14 protein-coding genes are annotated in these 14,839 nt (G+C 71.7%); 7 read left to right on the top strand and 7 right to left on the bottom strand.

Annotated features, from left to right (window positions below):
• Nucleotides 1-215: 215 nt before the first annotated feature.
• From HG543_RS15895 to HG543_RS15885, 3 genes are all read right to left on the bottom strand, one after another.
• Nucleotides 216-641 (bottom strand): hypothetical protein, encoded by a 426-nt coding sequence (locus HG543_RS15895; RefSeq protein ID WP_371876537.1) that lies wholly within the window; start codon nucleotides 639-641, stop codon nucleotides 216-218.
• Between the two features lie 99 nt (nucleotides 642-740).
• On the bottom strand, nucleotides 741-1,649 hold the full coding sequence (hemF, locus tag HG543_RS15890) for an oxygen-dependent coproporphyrinogen oxidase (protein WP_169345614.1): 909 nt from the start codon (nucleotides 1,647-1,649) through the stop codon (nucleotides 741-743).
• Between the two features lie 11 nt (nucleotides 1,650-1,660).
• On the bottom strand, nucleotides 1,661-2,404 hold the full coding sequence (locus tag HG543_RS15885; RefSeq protein WP_169345613.1) for a hypothetical protein: 744 nt from the start codon (nucleotides 2,402-2,404) through the stop codon (nucleotides 1,661-1,663).
• Between the two features lie 142 nt (nucleotides 2,405-2,546).
• Here HG543_RS15885 and HG543_RS15880 point away from each other — a divergent pair, with 142 nt between their 5' ends.
• Both HG543_RS15880 and HG543_RS15875 read left to right on the top strand, forming a co-directional pair.
• Nucleotides 2,547-4,337: a hypothetical protein gene (locus HG543_RS15880; protein ID WP_169345612.1), complete on the top strand. Its 1,791-nt coding sequence runs from the start codon at nucleotides 2,547-2,549 to the stop codon at nucleotides 4,335-4,337.
• A 122-nt stretch (nucleotides 4,338-4,459) separates the two neighbouring features.
• Entirely contained in the window at nucleotides 4,460-5,077 is a 618-nt protein-coding gene (locus tag HG543_RS15875) for a hypothetical protein (RefSeq protein WP_169345611.1), read from the top strand.
• A 34-nt stretch (nucleotides 5,078-5,111) separates the two neighbouring features.
• On the opposite strand, the gene HG543_RS15870 is transcribed toward HG543_RS15875, so the two are convergent.
• Nucleotides 5,112-5,405, bottom strand: coding sequence for a DUF3467 domain-containing protein (locus tag HG543_RS15870; protein ID WP_169345634.1), 294 nt, complete (start codon nucleotides 5,403-5,405; stop codon nucleotides 5,112-5,114).
• Between the two features lie 69 nt (nucleotides 5,406-5,474).
• Here HG543_RS15870 and HG543_RS15865 point away from each other — a divergent pair, with 69 nt between their 5' ends.
• The 4 genes from HG543_RS15865 (at nucleotide 5,475) to HG543_RS15850 (ending at nucleotide 10,863) form a co-directional block, all read left to right on the top strand.
• Nucleotides 5,475-6,275, top strand: coding sequence for an alpha/beta hydrolase (locus tag HG543_RS15865; RefSeq protein ID WP_169345610.1), 801 nt, complete (start codon nucleotides 5,475-5,477; stop codon nucleotides 6,273-6,275).
• Nucleotides 6,276-6,340: 65 nt separating this feature from the next.
• A complete protein-coding gene (locus HG543_RS15860) occupies nucleotides 6,341-7,060 on the top strand; it encodes an ABC transporter ATP-binding protein (protein WP_169345609.1) in 720 nt (239 codons plus the stop codon).
• Complete coding sequence (locus tag HG543_RS15855; protein ID WP_169345608.1) at nucleotides 7,057-9,594, top strand: FtsX-like permease family protein; 2,538 nt, start codon at nucleotides 7,057-7,059, stop codon at nucleotides 9,592-9,594. Before HG543_RS15860 ends, HG543_RS15855 begins: the two co-directional genes overlap by 4 nt.
• A 3-nt stretch (nucleotides 9,595-9,597) precedes the next feature.
• Entirely contained in the window at nucleotides 9,598-10,863 is a 1,266-nt protein-coding gene (locus HG543_RS15850) for a lipocalin-like domain-containing protein (RefSeq protein WP_169345607.1), read from the top strand.
• Between the two features lie 15 nt (nucleotides 10,864-10,878).
• On the opposite strand, the gene HG543_RS15845 is transcribed toward HG543_RS15850, so the two are convergent.
• A complete protein-coding gene (locus tag HG543_RS15845) occupies nucleotides 10,879-11,457 on the bottom strand; it encodes an imm11 family protein (protein ID WP_169345606.1) in 579 nt (192 codons plus the stop codon).
• Between the two features lie 490 nt (nucleotides 11,458-11,947).
• Here HG543_RS15845 and HG543_RS15840 point away from each other — a divergent pair, with 490 nt between their 5' ends.
• Nucleotides 11,948-12,790, top strand: a complete 843-nt coding sequence (locus tag HG543_RS15840; protein ID WP_169345605.1) for a helix-turn-helix domain-containing protein — start codon at nucleotides 11,948-11,950, stop codon at nucleotides 12,788-12,790.
• A 21-nt stretch (nucleotides 12,791-12,811) separates the two neighbouring features.
• On the opposite strand, the gene HG543_RS15835 is transcribed toward HG543_RS15840, so the two are convergent.
• Both HG543_RS15835 and HG543_RS15830 read right to left on the bottom strand, forming a co-directional pair.
• Nucleotides 12,812-13,585, bottom strand: a complete 774-nt coding sequence (locus HG543_RS15835; protein ID WP_169345604.1) for an ankyrin repeat domain-containing protein — start codon at nucleotides 13,583-13,585, stop codon at nucleotides 12,812-12,814.
• Between the two features lie 60 nt (nucleotides 13,586-13,645).
• Entirely contained in the window at nucleotides 13,646-14,614 is a 969-nt protein-coding gene (locus tag HG543_RS15830) for an MBL fold metallo-hydrolase (RefSeq protein WP_169345603.1), read from the bottom strand.
• Nucleotides 14,615-14,839 lie beyond the last annotated feature (225 nt).

Raw genomic sequence — 14,839 nt, 5'->3', positions numbered from 1 at the left:
ATGCGTGTCCCCTCACCGGAGGTCACCGCCGGCTCCATGCCATCCGCGAGGAAGGCCGTGCCACCAGAAGGCGTCTTCGGGCCCTCGCGCGTCGGCGCCTGGGGACGCGGGCCCACCCAGGTCTCACCCGACCTGCCGCGTGGGCCCTTGATGTCGCCGATGTGCCCCATTTCCCGGATTCTCGGGCGGGGTGAATTCGAGGTTGCGCCCCGGGGCTACTCGCCCTCGCGCTCCACCTCGATGGGGGACGTCATTCCGTTCGAATCCAGACGAACGCGGTACACGGCGTTCTGCCCGTCGCCGTCGAAGTCGCCGCGCGCCAGGCACGACACCTCGGGCTCTCCCACCGGGCTCTCCTGCACCGTCACCTCATATTGGAAGCGGACCTTCTCGCCCGGGTCGAACCCGATGTGCTGGAAGGGCTCCTCCTTCGGAAACTCCACCAGCTCGCCGCCGCGCGGCACCTCCTTCGGCGTGGGGCCCGCGGTGAGGTACGTGCCGTGCTCGTCGCGGTAGCTCTGCACCGCGTCACACAGCGCGAGCAGGTTGACGCGCGCCTCGGTGTCCGTGGGCTTCTCCGCCCGGAAGAGGCCGCCGCCCCGGCCGTCGCCGGTGGCCAGGCCCTCGCCCAGCGCGCGCATGCCCCGGTAGTAGAGCCAGCCCCAGACGGCGAGGCCCACGACGGCGACGGCGACGACGGAGAGGATGAGGGCGAGCTTCTTGCGCGAGGACATGCCCGGTCAGCCTCCGTGGCCCGCCCAGTCCCGCGGCTGTCGGAGCACCTCCACCAGCCGGGCCTCCGAGGTGCCCGGGTCCGGGTGGAAGTCATAGCGCCAGCGGGCCTGCGGCGGCAGCGACATGAGGATGGACTCGGTGCGCCCGCGCGTCTCCAGGCCGAAGACGGTGCCCCGGTCATAGACGAGGTTGAACTCCACGTAGCGCCCGCGCCGCACCTCCTGCCAGAAGCGCTGCGCTTCCGTGAAGGGCGTGTCCTTGCGCCGCTCGGCGATGGGCAGGTACGCGGCCAGGAAGGCGCGGCCGCAGTCCTGGACGAAGGCGAACTCGCGCTCCAGGTCTCCGCCCATGTTCTCGAAGAAGATGCCGCCCACCCCGCGCGTCTCCTCGCGGTGGCGCAGGTAGAAGTACTTGTCGCAGGCGTCCTTGAAGCGCGGGTAGTACGCGGCGTCGTGCCTGTCGCACGCGGCCTTGTGCGTGCGGTGGAAGTGCGCCGCGTCCTCCTCGTAGAGGTAGTAGGGCGTCAGGTCAGCGCCGCCGCCGAACCACGCCTTCCCGCCCTGGTGGATGAAGCGGTAGTTGGCGTGCACGGTGGGCACGTGGGGGTTGCGCGGGTGCAGCACCAGCGACATCCCGCCCGCCCAGAAGTGACGGCCCTCGCCCTGGAGCTTCTGGGCGAACTGCGCCTCCAGCTCGCCGAAGACCACCGACGTGTTGACGCCAGCCTTCTCCAGCACGGCGCCGTCCTCCAGCACGCGGCTGCGTCCGCCGCCGCCGCCGGGGCGGCTCCAGGCGTCCTCACGGAAGCGCGCCTGGCCGTCCAGCCGCTCCAGCGCGCCGCAGATGTCGTCCTGCAGCCCCTGGATGAAGGCCGTCATCCGCTGCTTGAGGCTCTCCACATCCACCGTCGTCATGCGCCCCTCCCCTACTCCGCGGGAGCCTCGAAGTCCACGGGAGGCACGCCCGGGGCCGGCTGCCCGGCCGCGTCGAAGGCCTGGATGCGGGCGCGGTAGCTGCGGCCGTCCTCCATGGCGAAGGTGCCGCTGCACGCCTCGTGGCCGATGAAGGCGGTGTTGTTGTGGACGGGCACCACGTACTGCTGCACGGCGGGCCCGGGGCGGCGCGACTCCAGCTTCACCACGAGGTAGGCGGGGCTGTCCTCGCGCAGCGACAGGTTGAGCCGCACGAAGCGGGTGGTGCCCTGGGGCGTGCGGCGCAGGAGGCCCTCGGAGACGGCGGGCTTGCGCAGCCAGCGAGGAGGGCTGGCGTCGGGGCCCTTGCCGGTGCGCCACTCGGGCACCACGGTGCTGCCGTGGCCGTTGAGCAGCATGACGTTGGGCAGCACCTCGTCCACGCGCAGCGCGTAGCGCGTGCCCGGCTCCAGCTTCCCGGCCGCCTTGAGGACGACGGTGACGCGGCCCAGGCTGCTCTCCCAGCCGCGCTGCGCCTTCACCTCCACCGTGTGATTGTCCGACACCAGCCGGAGCGTCTTGCCCACCAGCGCCGCCACCTGCGAGCGCGCGGTGCCCACGCCCTCCAGCAGGAAGCGCGTGTTGGTGGGGACGATGGCGCCCGGCGCGGGGAACAGCTGCACCCCGTCCCCCAGGCACTGGGCGGAGGCGGCGGACGCACACAGCAGCACGAGGAGCGGCGCGAGGATTCGGAGCACGGTGGCCGGAAGTCTGCGCCCGCCCGTCCAAGCTGTCCAAGGCCTTGGCGATTCCTGTGCGCGAAGATACGACACCCCGGGTGACCACGAGTCGGGCGCGAACGTTGGCGGGCTCGCGGACATGGGGTAGGAGCCGCGCACAGTGCCGGACACCCTCGACCCGCAATCCAGCCCTCCTCACGCGGAGCCTCCTCGCGGGCTCGGGCCGCTGCTGCTCCTCCTGACGACGTGGCTGCTGCCCGCCGCCCTGGCGGGGGTGCTGCGGGCGGCCCTGAAGCTGCCGCTGTGGGTGGGGGCCGTGCTCGGGGCCGCGCTGGCCCTGGCCGTCACCTGGAAGGCCCTGGCGGCCCGCCGGGTGTGGCCGACGCACGGGCTGCTCGCCGGAGTCCAGGCGCTCTACCTCGCCGTGGCCCTGGGCGTGACGTGGCGGATGCTGGGCATCTCCGTCATGGGCGGGCTGGTGAGCCTGGGCGGGGGCGACGCCGGCAACCACGTCGCGCTGCGGGCCGAGTTCCTCACGCACTCGCCCGGCATCTACCAGGGCTTCACCTTCTTCCACACGCTGACGCACCTGCTGGAGCGGCTGCTCGGCCTGGACACGTTCGCCAGCTTCCGCGCCGCCTTCTACCTGGTGCCCGGGGTGCTCGCCGTGGCGCTCGTCGTGGGGCTGGAGGCCGCCGTCGGGCGCCTGTCGCGCTCCGGACGCGCCGCGGTGGTGGCGCAGGTGGCGATGCTGGCGGCCACCGCGTTCGCCTGGCCGTTCCTCCTGCTGCGGCTGCTGCACTACCACCAGGGAGAGGGCTTCTATGCGCACCTCTTCGGCCTGGTGCCGCTGGCGCTGGCGTGGCTCGCCTACGCGCTGCCCGCGTCGGCCTGGGCCCGGTGCTTCGCGCTCGCGGTGTTCACGGTCTTCTACCGGTACACCTATGGGTTGAACCTGGGCGACTTCCTCTTCACCTGCGGCGTGCTGGTGGCGCTGGAGGGAACGGCGTCGCTCGGCCGGAGGTACCGGCCCTGGGCGTGGCTGGTGGCGCTCGCGCTGCTGGGCGCGGCGGCGTACGCGTACTGGCGGCTGCTGCCCCTGGCGCACTCCGGTGGCGGCTTCGTGCCCCACGCGCACGAGCGCGCGCTGCGGGTGCAGTCCTGGGCGGTGGCGGGGCTGCTCGTCGTGCGCTTCCTCATTCCGCGCGGGGACGGCGTGGAGCGGAGGCTGCTCGACTTCGCGCTGCTGTTCGCCGGCGTCAACGCCGCGGTGCAGCTCGCCTACTTCCAGGCGAAGCTGCCCGTCGACTACTACATCCTGAAGTACGGGCTGCACGCGCTGGTGCTGCTGCTGGGCGCCGCGATGCTCGTCGCCAGCGCCCGGTTCGGCGCGCTGCTGGCGTGGAAGGCCCAGGCCCCTCGCGCCCGGGCATGGAGCGTGGCGCTGGCGGTGCTCGTCGCCGTCCTGCTCGTGGAGGTGACGCGCGGGTGGGGCCGCTCCTTCAAGGCGTACACGCCGTCGTATGAGGAGCGCGTGCGCGGCCAGCCGCCCTTCACCATGAACGACGCGCTGGAGGACCGGGAGTCCATCGCCCTCATCCGGCGGGTGCTGCGCGACAGCGGCAAGCGCTTCGGTGGACTGCTGACGTCGTCCTGGCCCCGGCTGAACTTCTCCAATGCGGCGCTGGGCTGGCAGCCGGCCGACTGGGCCGGTGGCAACGGCCACTGGTCCGTGTTCGAGAACGGCGCCGTCAAGGAGGGGCCGGGCACCTGCGTCTTCTGGGAGGCGTCCGCGGCGGACTGGGAGACCTATCGCCGCCTCGCCACGGACTTCCCCCGCCTGGAGGCCAGCGTCCAGCGGCTCCACGCGCTGCCCGGCAGGGTCTGCCAGGAGCACCCCGCGCCCTGGGTCCCGGGTGGAACCCGGACGCTCTGCTACCGCTGCGACTGAGGAACAATTCCGACGCTACGATATGTGTCGTAACCTCGGTGCGTTCTCAGGAATGTCCGGCCCGTGGCGCCCCGAAAGCGCCGGACGCGGTCCTTCTGAGTTGGGGCTCGAAGGTGTGTGCCATGCGTCGGCGTTTCGCGTTCCTGGTGGCGGCTGGACTCCTGCTGGGGGCCACGGGCTGCGCGGTGACCAAGGACCCGCGCCAGAACCTGCTGGAGGGAACCACCAGCCAGGCCGTCTACAAGCTGCCGCCGGAGTCGCTGCTGGCGACGGCGCGGGAGCTGCTCGTCGAGGAGGGCTACGAGCTGCTGCCCAGCTCGGACCCGCTCTACCTGCACACGACGTGGCGGATTCGCGGCAACGTGGACGTCGGCGCGAGCTGGTCTCGCATCCTGGTGCAGGCGCACCGGCTGGACAACGGGCGCACCATGATTCGCGCGTACCGGATGGCCTACACCACCAACGGCCGGGCCCCCTCGCACCCGGGCTCCTTCGCCGGCCAGCGCGAGGCCAAGGAGAACAAGGGCGGTGGCGGCGGCTCCTCGCAGGCGGGCGTGTACGTGCTGGGCGAGCCCCTGTCCCCGACGAAGCCCACGCTGCTGCGCGCCACCGACTTCGAGTGGGCGCTGCTGAGCCGGGTGGAGCCGCAGTTCGCCGCCCACCTGAAGTCGCGGGTGGACGCGTACCTCACCGAGCAGAAGCAGCAGCAGCAGGAGGCGGCGAAGGAGGGCAAGCCCTGAGCCCCCGTCGCGGGGCGCACGGCGAGCGTGCGCGTCAGTGCATCCCGCCGTCGTCGTCGCGCGGGAGAATGGGGCCGTACTTCGCCTCGTAGCGGGCGATGTTGTCCTGCATGGCCGCCACCAGGCGCTTCATGTGCTTGGGGTTGGTGATGATGCGCGAGCGCACCCGGGCCTTGGGCACCTGGGGCTGGACGTAGATGAAGTCCAGGGTGAACTCGGTGTCGGAGTGGTTCACCAGGGCCATGTTGACGTACTGACCATTGGCCACGTCCTCATCGATTTGAATCTGCAGTTGCTGCGCGTCCGGGGGCTTCGGAGTGTCCGCCATGAGGCAGAGGGCATAGCGCCTGCGCCTTCTCGTGGCCAGCGTCACGGTGTGAGCGCAATTCCAGAGGCCATGGACCCGCGGAAGACAGCGCCCTTCGACCTGGGCGGGGGCGAGGACGCGTGTTTGCTGCTGCACGGCTTCACCGGCAGCCCGTGGGACATGCGCCCGCTGGGCGAGGCCCTGGCGGCGCGGGGAATGCGCGCGGTGGCGCCCCGGCTGCCGGGCCATGGCACCACGCCCCAGGCGCTGCTGCACGTCACCTGGAGGGACTGGCAGGCGGCGGCGGAGCATGCGCTGCACGCACTGAGCGGCCACCGGAACGTCTTCGTGGCGGGCCTGTCCATGGGCTCGCTGCTGGCGCTGGGGCTGGCGGCGCGCCACCCCGAGCAGGTGCGGGCGCTGGCGCTGGTGGCGCCGGCGGTGCGCTTCCGCGGGCCGCGCATGTTCCTCATCCGGCAGCTGGCGCGCACGCCGCTCCTGGAGTGGGCTCGCCCGTGGGCGGAGAAGACGGGCACGGACATCTCGGACCCGGAGGCCCTGGCGGAAGCGCCCGTCCTCCCGGCCTTCCCGGTGGCCCGGCTGAGGGACTTGTGCACGCTGCAGAACCTGGCGGTGCGGGACGTGACGCGCGTGCGCTGCCCCACGCTGGTGGCGGTGGCGGAGCAGGACCACGTGGTGGACCCGGAGGGCGGGCGGTGGCTCGCCCGGCGGCTGACGTCGGCCCCGTCGGTGCGCGTCCTGTCGCTGCGCGAAGGCTACCACGTCATTCCCCGCGACACGGCGGGCCCGCTGCTGGCGGCGGAGCTGGGGAGCTTCCTGGAGCAGTGGCGGGACGGTGAAAGCTGGGAGGCACCCGCCGCGGGCGCCTGAGCGGAAGGCGGACGGCCACAAAACGCGGCGGCACGCCGCGCCTCCGTGTATCTCAAGAGGCGCGAATGCCTCCTCCGTCCGACTCCCCTCCCCTCGTCGAGCTGCGTGACGTCACCAAGGCCTACGCCGAAGGAGACACCGTCCGAGAGGTGCTCTCCGGCGTCCAGCTCTCCCTCCACCGGGGCGAGTTCGTGGTGCTGCTAGGCCGCAGCGGCTCGGGAAAATCCACGCTGCTCAACCTCATCAGCGGCATTGATGTGCCCACCCGCGGCGAAGTGCGGGTGGACGGCCGTGACCTGGGCGGCCTGAGCGAGAGCGCGCGCACGCTGCTGCGGCGCGAGCGCGTGGGCTTCATCTTCCAGGCCTTCAACCTGCTGCCCACGCTGACGGTTGAGGAGAACGTGCGACTGCCCCTGGAGCTGAACGGGCACGTCTCCGCCAAGGCCGGGGAGAAGGCGCGGGAGCTGCTGGAGCGGGTGGGCCTGCGCGCGCGGGCGCGCAGCTTCCCGGACCGGCTGTCCGGCGGCGAGCAGCAGCGCGTGGCGGTGGCGCGCGCGCTGGCCCATTCCCCGCCGCTGCTGCTGGCGGACGAGCCCACGGGCAACCTGGACGAGACCACGGGCCGGCAGGTGCTGGACCTGCTGGAGGGCCTCACGCGACAGGGCAACGCGTGCGCGCTGGTCGTCACGCATGAGCCGGGGCTGGTGTCTCGCGCGGACCGCGTGCTGTCGATGGAAGGCGGCCGGCTGGTGGAGCGCGAGCACACGCGAAGGGCGGCGCGATGAAGGGGCTGCTGGTCCGCTCCAGCCTGCGCCACCTGGCCAGCCACCCGTGGCTGACGGCGCTGTCGCTCCTGGGCATCGCGCTGGGCGTGGCGGTGGTGGTGTCCATTGATCTGGCGAGCGACAGCGCGCTGCGCGCCTTCGAGCGCTCCACGGACGCGGTGGCCGGCCGCGCCACGCATCAGGTGGTGGGCGGCTCGTCGGGCCTGGACGAGGGCGTGTACCGGGACTTGCGCCTGCGCCGCGACGCGCCGGTGTCCGCGCCAGTGGTGGAGGGGCACGTGCAGGCGGCGGTGGGCGACCGGCGCACGCTCACCGTGCTGGGCGTGGACCCGTTCGCGGAGGCGCCCTTCCGTGACTACGCGAAGGGCGAGGCCATGGGTGACGTGGGCGCGCTGCTCACCGAGCCGGGCACGGTGCTGCTGAGCGCGCGCGCGGCCCAGGCGCTGGGCGTGCCATCCGGGGGCGAGCTGCCGGTGCGGGTGGAGGGCGTGGAGAAGCGGCTGCGCGTGACAGGGCTGCTGAACCCGTCGGACGAGGACACCGCGCGGGCGCTGGAGGCGCTGGTGCTCACGGACGTGTCCACCGCGCAGGAGGTGCTGGGGCAGGTGGGGCGGCTGACGCGCGTGGACCTGCGGCTGCGCGACGAGGCCGAGGCGAAGGCGCTGGCGGCGACGCTGCCCACGGGGACGGAGCTGCTGCGCGCCTCCGCCCGGGCGGGCACGGTGGAGCAGATGACGAAGGCCTTCCGCACCAACCTCACCGCGCTGTCGCTGCTGGCGCTCGTGGTGGGGATGTTCCTCATCTACAACACGATGACCTTCTCCGTGGTGCAGCGGCGCGGGCTGCTGGGCCGGCTGCGCGCGGTGGGCATCACCCGGGGCGAGCTCTTCGGGCTGGTGCTGGGCGAGGCCGCGGTGCTGGGCGCCGTGGGCACGGTGGGAGGCCTGCTGCTGGGCGTGCTGCTGGCGCGCGGGCTGGTGGGGCTCGTCACGCAGACGTTCAACGACTTGTACTTCGTGGTGAGCGTGCGCGGACTCGCGCTGGAGCCCTTCACGCTGGGCAAGGGGCTGGTGCTGGGACTGGGCGCCACGCTGGTGGCGGCGCTGGTGCCCGCGTGGGAGGCGGCGCGCTCGGCGCCGGTGACGACGATGCGCCGCTCCACGCTGGAGGACGTGTCACGCTCGCGCGCGCCGAAGCTGGCCGTGCTGGGGCTGGTGGTGCTGGCCGGGGGCACGGCGCTCTTGTCGTGGCCCACGCAGGCGCTGCTGCCGGCGTACGGGGGCCTCTTCTCGGTGCTGCTGGGCTCGGCGCTGCTGGTGCCGTGGGTGACGGAGCGGCTGTCATCGGCGGCGGCCTTCCCGCTGGGGACGACCTTCGGCCTCTTGGGGAGCATGGCCGCGCGGAGCGTGCGCACGAGTCTCAGCCGCACGGCGGTGGCGCTGTCGGCGCTGATGGTGGCGGTGGCGACCACGGTGGGCGTGGGCCTCATGGTGTCCAGCTTCCGGGGCACGGTGGTGTCGTGGCTGGACACGTCGCTGCAGGCGGACGTGTTCATCTCCCCGCCCTCGCTGGTGGCGCGGCGGGGAGGCGCCACGCTGGTGCCCGGCCTGACGGAGCGGCTGCGCGCGACGCCGGGAGTCGCCGGCAGCAGCACCCTTCGCGTGGCCTCCGCGCGCGTGGACGGCGTGCCCACGGACCTGCTGGCCGTCGACTTCTCCCAGACGCAGGCGCGGCCCTATCGCTTCAAGGAAGGCAACCCGGACACGGTGTGGCGCGAGCTGGAGTCCTCGCCCGACACCCTCCTCGTCTCCGAGCCCTTCAGCTTCCACCGCGGCGTGCGCGTGGGCGGCACGGTGCGGCTGGCCACGGACAAGGGGCCGCACGACTTCCGCGTGGTGGGCGTGTACTTCGACTACGGCTCGGACGTGGGGACGATGCTGATGCCGCGCACCACGTATGAGCGCTGGTTCGACGACCGGGGCGTGAGCGGCGTGGCGCTGTACGCGGCGCCCGGGCAGGACGTGGACGCGCTGGTGGCATCGGTGCGCGAGCGGGCCGGGGACACGCAGACGCTGCTGGTGCGCGCCAACCGCTCGCTGCGGCAGGCCTCGCTGGAGGTGTTCGACCGCACCTTCACGATTACGCAGGTGCTCCGGCTGCTGGCCATCGGTGTGGCCTTCGTGGGCGTGCTGAGCGCGCTGATGTCGCTGCAACTGGAGCGGGCCCGCGAGCTGGCGGTGCTGCGCGCCACCGGGCTGACGCCGGGGCAGTTGTGGGGACTGGTGTCCCTGCAGACGGGGCTGTTGGGCCTCTTGGCGGGGCTGTTCTCGGTGCCGCTGGGCATGGCGCTGGCGTACGTGCTGGTGCACGTCATCAACCAGCGCTCGTTCGGGTGGACGTTGCAGCTGGCGGTGACGCCGGAGACGCTGGTGCAGGCGATGCTGCTGGCGCTGGTGGCGTCGGCGCTGGCGGGGCTGTACCCGGCCTGGAAGATGGCGCGCGCCAACCCCGCGCTCGCGCTGCGGGAGGAGTGAGACATGAGCGGCGGTCGAGGGCTCGTCATCGGAACGGCGGTGGTGCTGGCGGCGCTGGCGGTGGTGGTGGTCGTCGTCACGCATGAGTCGCGCCCGCCCGAGCTGCCACAAGGGGGCTCGCTCACGGTGACGGGGGCGCTCGGCGGAGGCGAGGCCGCCGGGACCACGGAGGGCTACGCGCGCGCGGTGGAGCCGCGGCCCTTCCAGTTCCCCGAGGACCACGGGCCGCACCCGGAGTTCCGCACGGAGTGGTGGTACTGGACGGGGAACCTCGAGACGGAGGACGGGCGCGCCTTCGGCTACCAGTTCACGTTGTTCCGCAGCGCGCTGGCGCCGGAAGCACCCGCGCGCACGTCCGCATGGGGCGCGCGGCAGGTGTACCTGGGGCACTTCACGGTGACGGACGTGGCGGGCGGCGGGTTCCAGGCCGCCGAGCGCTTCAGCCGCTCCGCGCTGGAGCTTGCCGGCGCGAGCACGCGGCCCTTCAAGGTGTGGCTGGAGGACTGGGAGGCATCGAGCGTCGGCGAGTCCACGTGGCCCATGCGGCTGCGGGCGGAGACGGACGCGGTGGCGCTGGAGCTGCTGCTGGAGCCGGGCAAGCCGCCGGTGCTGCAGGGTGACCGGGGCTTGAGCCAGAAGGGGCCGGAGCGGGGCAATGCGTCGTACTACTACTCGATGACGCGGATGCCCTCGCGCGGCACGGTGCGGGTGGATGGGAAGACGTATGAGGTGAAGGGCGAGAGCTGGATGGACCGCGAGTGGAGCACCAGCGCGCTCGGCGCGGACCAGGTGGGCTGGGACTGGTTCTCGCTGCAGCTCTCCGATGGGAGCGAGCTGATGTACTACCAGCTCCGGCGCAAGGATGGCTCGGCGGACCCGTTCAGCTCGGGCATGTGGGTGCCTCCCGCGGGCTCGGGGAGCAGCGAGCCGGTGCGGGTGTCTCGCGAGGACGTGCGGCTCACGGTGCTGGACACGTGGAAGAGCCCTCGCAGCGGCGGCGAGTACCCGGCGCGGTGGCGGCTGCATGTGGAGAAGTTGGGGCTGGACCTCACGGTGACACCGAGGCTCGCGGACCAGGAGCTGCCGGTGAGCGTCATCTACTGGGAGGGCTCGGTGGGCCTGGAGGGCTCGCGCGAGGGGAAGCCGCTGACGGGCCGGGGCTACGTGGAGCTGACGGGCTACGCGGACACGCAGGGCCAGCAGCGCCGCGAGTCCCGGGCGCGCGGCGTGCCGGAGGCGGAGACCGCGGCGGACAGGCCACGCGGGTAGGAATGAACTCCGGACCTATACCTCGGTGAAGCTCATACCGGTGGCGCCCGTTCGCTCCAGGGCGACCTTGAGTTCCTCGGCGACGATGAGGGCCACCGTCCATCCCCAGGTGCGAAAGACCCTGGCATCACCCACGCGCGCTTTGTCGATGCGCAGCCCCAGGACGGAGCGGTACCTGCCTGTCTTCTCGGGTCGACCATCCTCGGGCCTCCAGTACTGGACCTCCTCCGAGGCGCTGTCATCGATGCACTTCACCAGTCGCGTCACATTGAGCAGGAAGTATTGCTCCGCCTGCCCTTCGACCCGCACGGGCAGCACTTGCAGGTCATCAGGCGCGAATGCCTCGAAGACAGTCGCGACCTTTGGATGAAGGATGGGCGTGGCACCCACGCTCGTCGTGGAGAAGTCGAGCGACCTCCCGGCACGATGACAGGGCACGTAGAGAGGTTGCTCGACCTGCACCGGATGGCCCTCGGTGAACTGCCAGATATCCTCCAGCTCCTTCCCTTCCGAATCGACCGGCTCATCCAGATACCAACGCCCTGGAACATAGACATCCTGACGGAGGGCGAAGTAACGCGAAGACCTGCTCATTCTCCCTGCCCCTTGGTGACGAGTCGCCGAAGCTTGCCGCCCGGTGTGAGGAGTTCCCGGGTGAGTCCTCTCAAGGCGTCGACCAGTGCATCTCGACACTGCGAGGTACCACGACAGCCGGCGAGCGCGTCGCGGATCCGTTCATAGACCGCCGTATGGTAGGCCTGAGGTGCTCCCTCAGCCATATTCAGCCGCACGACGCGCGTGCTGGCACAGCCCACCAGCCATGGCACGAGCACCAGGACCCACCAACACTTCGCCACCATGCGCGCCTCCCGGGTCACGCGGTCGTGCACCCGATGCGCACGAAAGTACCGACAAGCATTCCTGATCGAAAGCTCGCGTCTCCTCACAAAAGCAGAGCGTCACCAGCAGAGACACTCCGCCGCGGACTCGTGGCCACGCAGAGCCGACTATTCGAGGCATCCGTTGCCGTATGCTCCCGTCCCGAGCCCTCATGAAGAACCGAGGACGATGAGGAGAACCCGAGGTGCCCAGACCCCTGGTGGAAGTGGACGCGGTGCCCGCCTCCACCTTCTGTCTCACCGACGAGCTGGTGCCCTTCTCCTCCGGCTGGCACACCCACCGCCGGCACCAGCTCCTCTATGCCGCCAGCGGCGCGCTCCACCTGGAGGTGGCCGAGGCCCAGTGGTTGCTGCCACCGCAGCGCGCCGCCTGGCTCGCCGGAGGTACCCGCCACCGCGTGAGCGCCACGCAGCCCGCGACGCTGTGCACCGTGTACCTGGAGCCCTCGCACGTCCCCGCCGCTCCCGAGGGCGACTGCCGCGTCTTCGTCCTGCCACCCCTCGCGCGGGAGATGCTCCTCTACTCCACCCGCTGGGGACCGGAGCGCGCGCCTCGCGACAAGGTGGCGGAGAGCTTCTTCTCCGCCCTCGCCCACCTGCTCGTGGAGTGGGCCGCGGAGCCTCGTGAGTGGAGGCTGCCTCGCGCCCGGACTCCCGAGCTGGAGCGCGCCATGGCGTACACGCTGGCCCGCCTCGCCGGTCCCGTCACGCTCGGCGGCGCGGCGAAGGCGGCGGGCTTGTCCCAGCGCACCCTCGCGCGCCGCTTCGAGGAAGAAGCCGGTACTTCCTGGCGCCGCTTCCTCCACGACGCCCGCATGCTGCGTGCCATGGAGCTGCTCGCCGAGGACGGCGCCCGCGTCACCCAGACGGCCTACACCGTGGGCTTCGAGAGCCTCGCCGCCTTCACCCACGCCTTCACCGCCTTCACCGGCGAGCGCCCCCGCGACTTCCGCCAGCGCGTCGCCCGGGGCGTGACGCTCCCCGTCCACGCCACCGCACCGCCTCGGAGGCGCAAGCGGGCCGGATGAGCCGCCTCGGCCTTCGCCCGCCTACCGCAGCAACTGGACAATCTCCTCGGGCATGTCGGCCTGCCGCGCGAACTCGTAGGCCGTCAGCCCCTCGGAGGTCTTCAGGTCCTTGCGCGCGCCCAGCTCCAGCAGCGTCTCGATGCACCGCCGGGCGATGCCGTCCGCATCGAGCCCGAGGTCCTCCTCCCCCTGTCGCTCCGCGTCGAGCTCGCGCCAGCGCATGTAGTTCACCGGGACGAAGTGCAGTGGGCTCACGCCCGTCTCCGTCTGGGCATTCACGTCGGCGCCGCGCTCCACGAGCAGCCGCATGAACTCGACGCCGTGGCTGGGGATGGCGACATGCAGCGGCGTACGTCCCGCCTTCGTCCGCGCCTCGGTCCGGGTCCCCGCGTCGAGCAGCAGCCGGCCAATGCGAACGTAGTGCTCGGGGAAGAAGCCCGCATTCTGCGCCGCGAAGTGCAGCGCGTTCGCTCCCGACCCCATCGTCGCGTTCGCATTGGCCCCGCGCTGGAGCAGCCACGCGATTCCCTCCTCGGCGCTCGGCTCCTTGCGCTCCGCGAGGAACAGGAGCGGGGTCTGGCCCTTCTCGTTCCTCGCCTCGAGGCTGGCACCCGCGCCGTGCAACCGCGCGGCGGCCTCGAGGTTCCCCAGGAAGAGCGCGAGGTGGAGGGCCGTGAACCCCTTGTACGACCCTCCTGGCTTGATGCCCTCGAGCAGCTCGGGGGAGAGCTTCGCGGGGAGCGGCCCCTCCTCATCGATGAGCTTGAAGAGCGCTTCGAGGGCCATGTCGGTCATGGAGCGCTTCGATAGCAGGCCACTCCAGGTCCGACAATCCGGTGACAGGAAGCGAGGCGACTACCCGCCGCACGCGAGCTGGTTGACCAGCCCGTACACCGAGTACCCCACCATGTACGGCAGCGCGTACTCCGGGAAGGCCGCCGCCGCGCGCTTCTGCAGCTCCGCGTGGTGCGGCGCCGCCGCGTCACCGCACAACTCCGCCTTGCGGGCTCCCAGCTCCGCCGCGTAGCCGTTCACCAGCGTCACCATGCCGTCCAGGTACCGCTTTTGCGCGGCGATGGCCTCCGTCACCGGCGCGGCCTCGCCCCGGCCGCCGTACACCGTGGCGTCCGGCCACGCCGCCAGCTCGTCCACCGCCGCCTTCCACGCCGCCATGTCCGGCACCACCTTGTTACCCTCGCGCAGGCCGCCCTCCAGCCACGCGTGCGCCTTGTGGTGCACCAGGTCTCCCACGATGAGCGCCTTGCGCCCCGGCACGTACGCCACCGTCTGCGTCGTGGCCACGCCCGCGTGCTTCAGCTCGGCCAGCTCCACCTTCGCGTCCCCCTCCAGCGGCAGCGCGTACGTGCCGCGGAAGGTGACGTCCACCCTGGCCTGCGCCGGGTACGTCTCTTCCGTGAAGGCCTTCACCACGTTCACCCAGAAGTACTTCTTGTACGCGTGCACGGCGGGAATCGCCGCGGCGGTGGCCTCGCTCGCCACCACCTTCGCGCCCTCGCGCTGGAACACCCCCACCCCGTTGAACTTGTCCGGGTTCGGGTGCGTGACGACCACGTAACGGATGGGGTTGCCCGTCTTCGCCCGGATGGCGGCGAGCACCTTCGTCGCCTCGGCCTCGGTGAACTGCGCGTCGAAGACCACCACCTCCGCGCCCGTGTCATAGAAGAACGAGTGCGTGTCGAACCCGCTCGCGTCGCTCGTGTACCGGGCCACGTCCGCGTCCACCAGGCTCGCCTTCGAGCCCGCGCACCCCACCGCCAGCACCGCGCACAGCGAAACCACCACCTGCTTCATCGTGAAAGGCATGTCCGTCGTCCTCGTGTCTGGGATTGCCGGGGCCACATGTCCCGGCGAGCGACGCGGAAGATGCCTTCACGGCCCCTGGCGCGCTTGCGTGCATCCGCCGTGGATTTGTTCCCATCCGCCAGACGCACGAGGCGCCCTCCGAGCACGACGGCCGACGTTCCCCGGGGGCAGCGGGTCAGGCGCCGCGCTTCCCCGCGTGGGGAACGCAATTGCCCCACTCCGCCC

It is taken from the genome of Pyxidicoccus fallax, from assembly GCF_012933655.1.
Classification (GTDB): Bacteria; Myxococcota; Myxococcia; order Myxococcales; family Myxococcaceae; genus Myxococcus; species Myxococcus fallax.
This window is presented reverse-complemented; position numbering and strand designations above follow the sequence as displayed.

What these genes read in the sequence shown, in the direction of transcription:
- HG543_RS15895 (WP_371876537.1), bottom strand. Translation starts at nt 641, where the DNA reads ATGCGCGCGCTGGGCGAGGGCCTGGCCACCGGCGACGGCCGGGGCGGC.
- hemF (WP_169345614.1), bottom strand. Translation starts at nt 1,649, where the DNA reads ATGACGACGGTGGATGTGGAGAGCCTCAAGCAGCGGATGACGGCCTTC.
- HG543_RS15875 (WP_169345611.1), top strand. Translation starts at nt 4,460, where the DNA reads ATGCGTCGGCGTTTCGCGTTCCTGGTGGCGGCTGGACTCCTGCTGGGG.
- HG543_RS15870 (WP_169345634.1), bottom strand. Translation starts at nt 5,405, where the DNA reads ATGGCGGACACTCCGAAGCCCCCGGACGCGCAGCAACTGCAGATTCAA.
- HG543_RS15865 (WP_169345610.1), top strand. Translation starts at nt 5,475, where the DNA reads ATGGACCCGCGGAAGACAGCGCCCTTCGACCTGGGCGGGGGCGAGGAC.
- HG543_RS15860 (WP_169345609.1), top strand. Translation starts at nt 6,341, where the DNA reads ATGCCTCCTCCGTCCGACTCCCCTCCCCTCGTCGAGCTGCGTGACGTC.
- HG543_RS15855 (WP_169345608.1), top strand. Translation starts at nt 7,057, where the DNA reads ATGAAGGGGCTGCTGGTCCGCTCCAGCCTGCGCCACCTGGCCAGCCAC.
- HG543_RS15850 (WP_169345607.1), top strand. Translation starts at nt 9,598, where the DNA reads ATGAGCGGCGGTCGAGGGCTCGTCATCGGAACGGCGGTGGTGCTGGCG.
- HG543_RS15845 (WP_169345606.1), bottom strand. Translation starts at nt 11,457, where the DNA reads ATGAGCAGGTCTTCGCGTTACTTCGCCCTCCGTCAGGATGTCTATGTT.
- HG543_RS15835 (WP_169345604.1), bottom strand. Translation starts at nt 13,585, where the DNA reads ATGACCGACATGGCCCTCGAAGCGCTCTTCAAGCTCATCGATGAGGAG.
- HG543_RS15830 (WP_169345603.1), bottom strand. Translation starts at nt 14,614, where the DNA reads ATGCCTTTCACGATGAAGCAGGTGGTGGTTTCGCTGTGCGCGGTGCTG.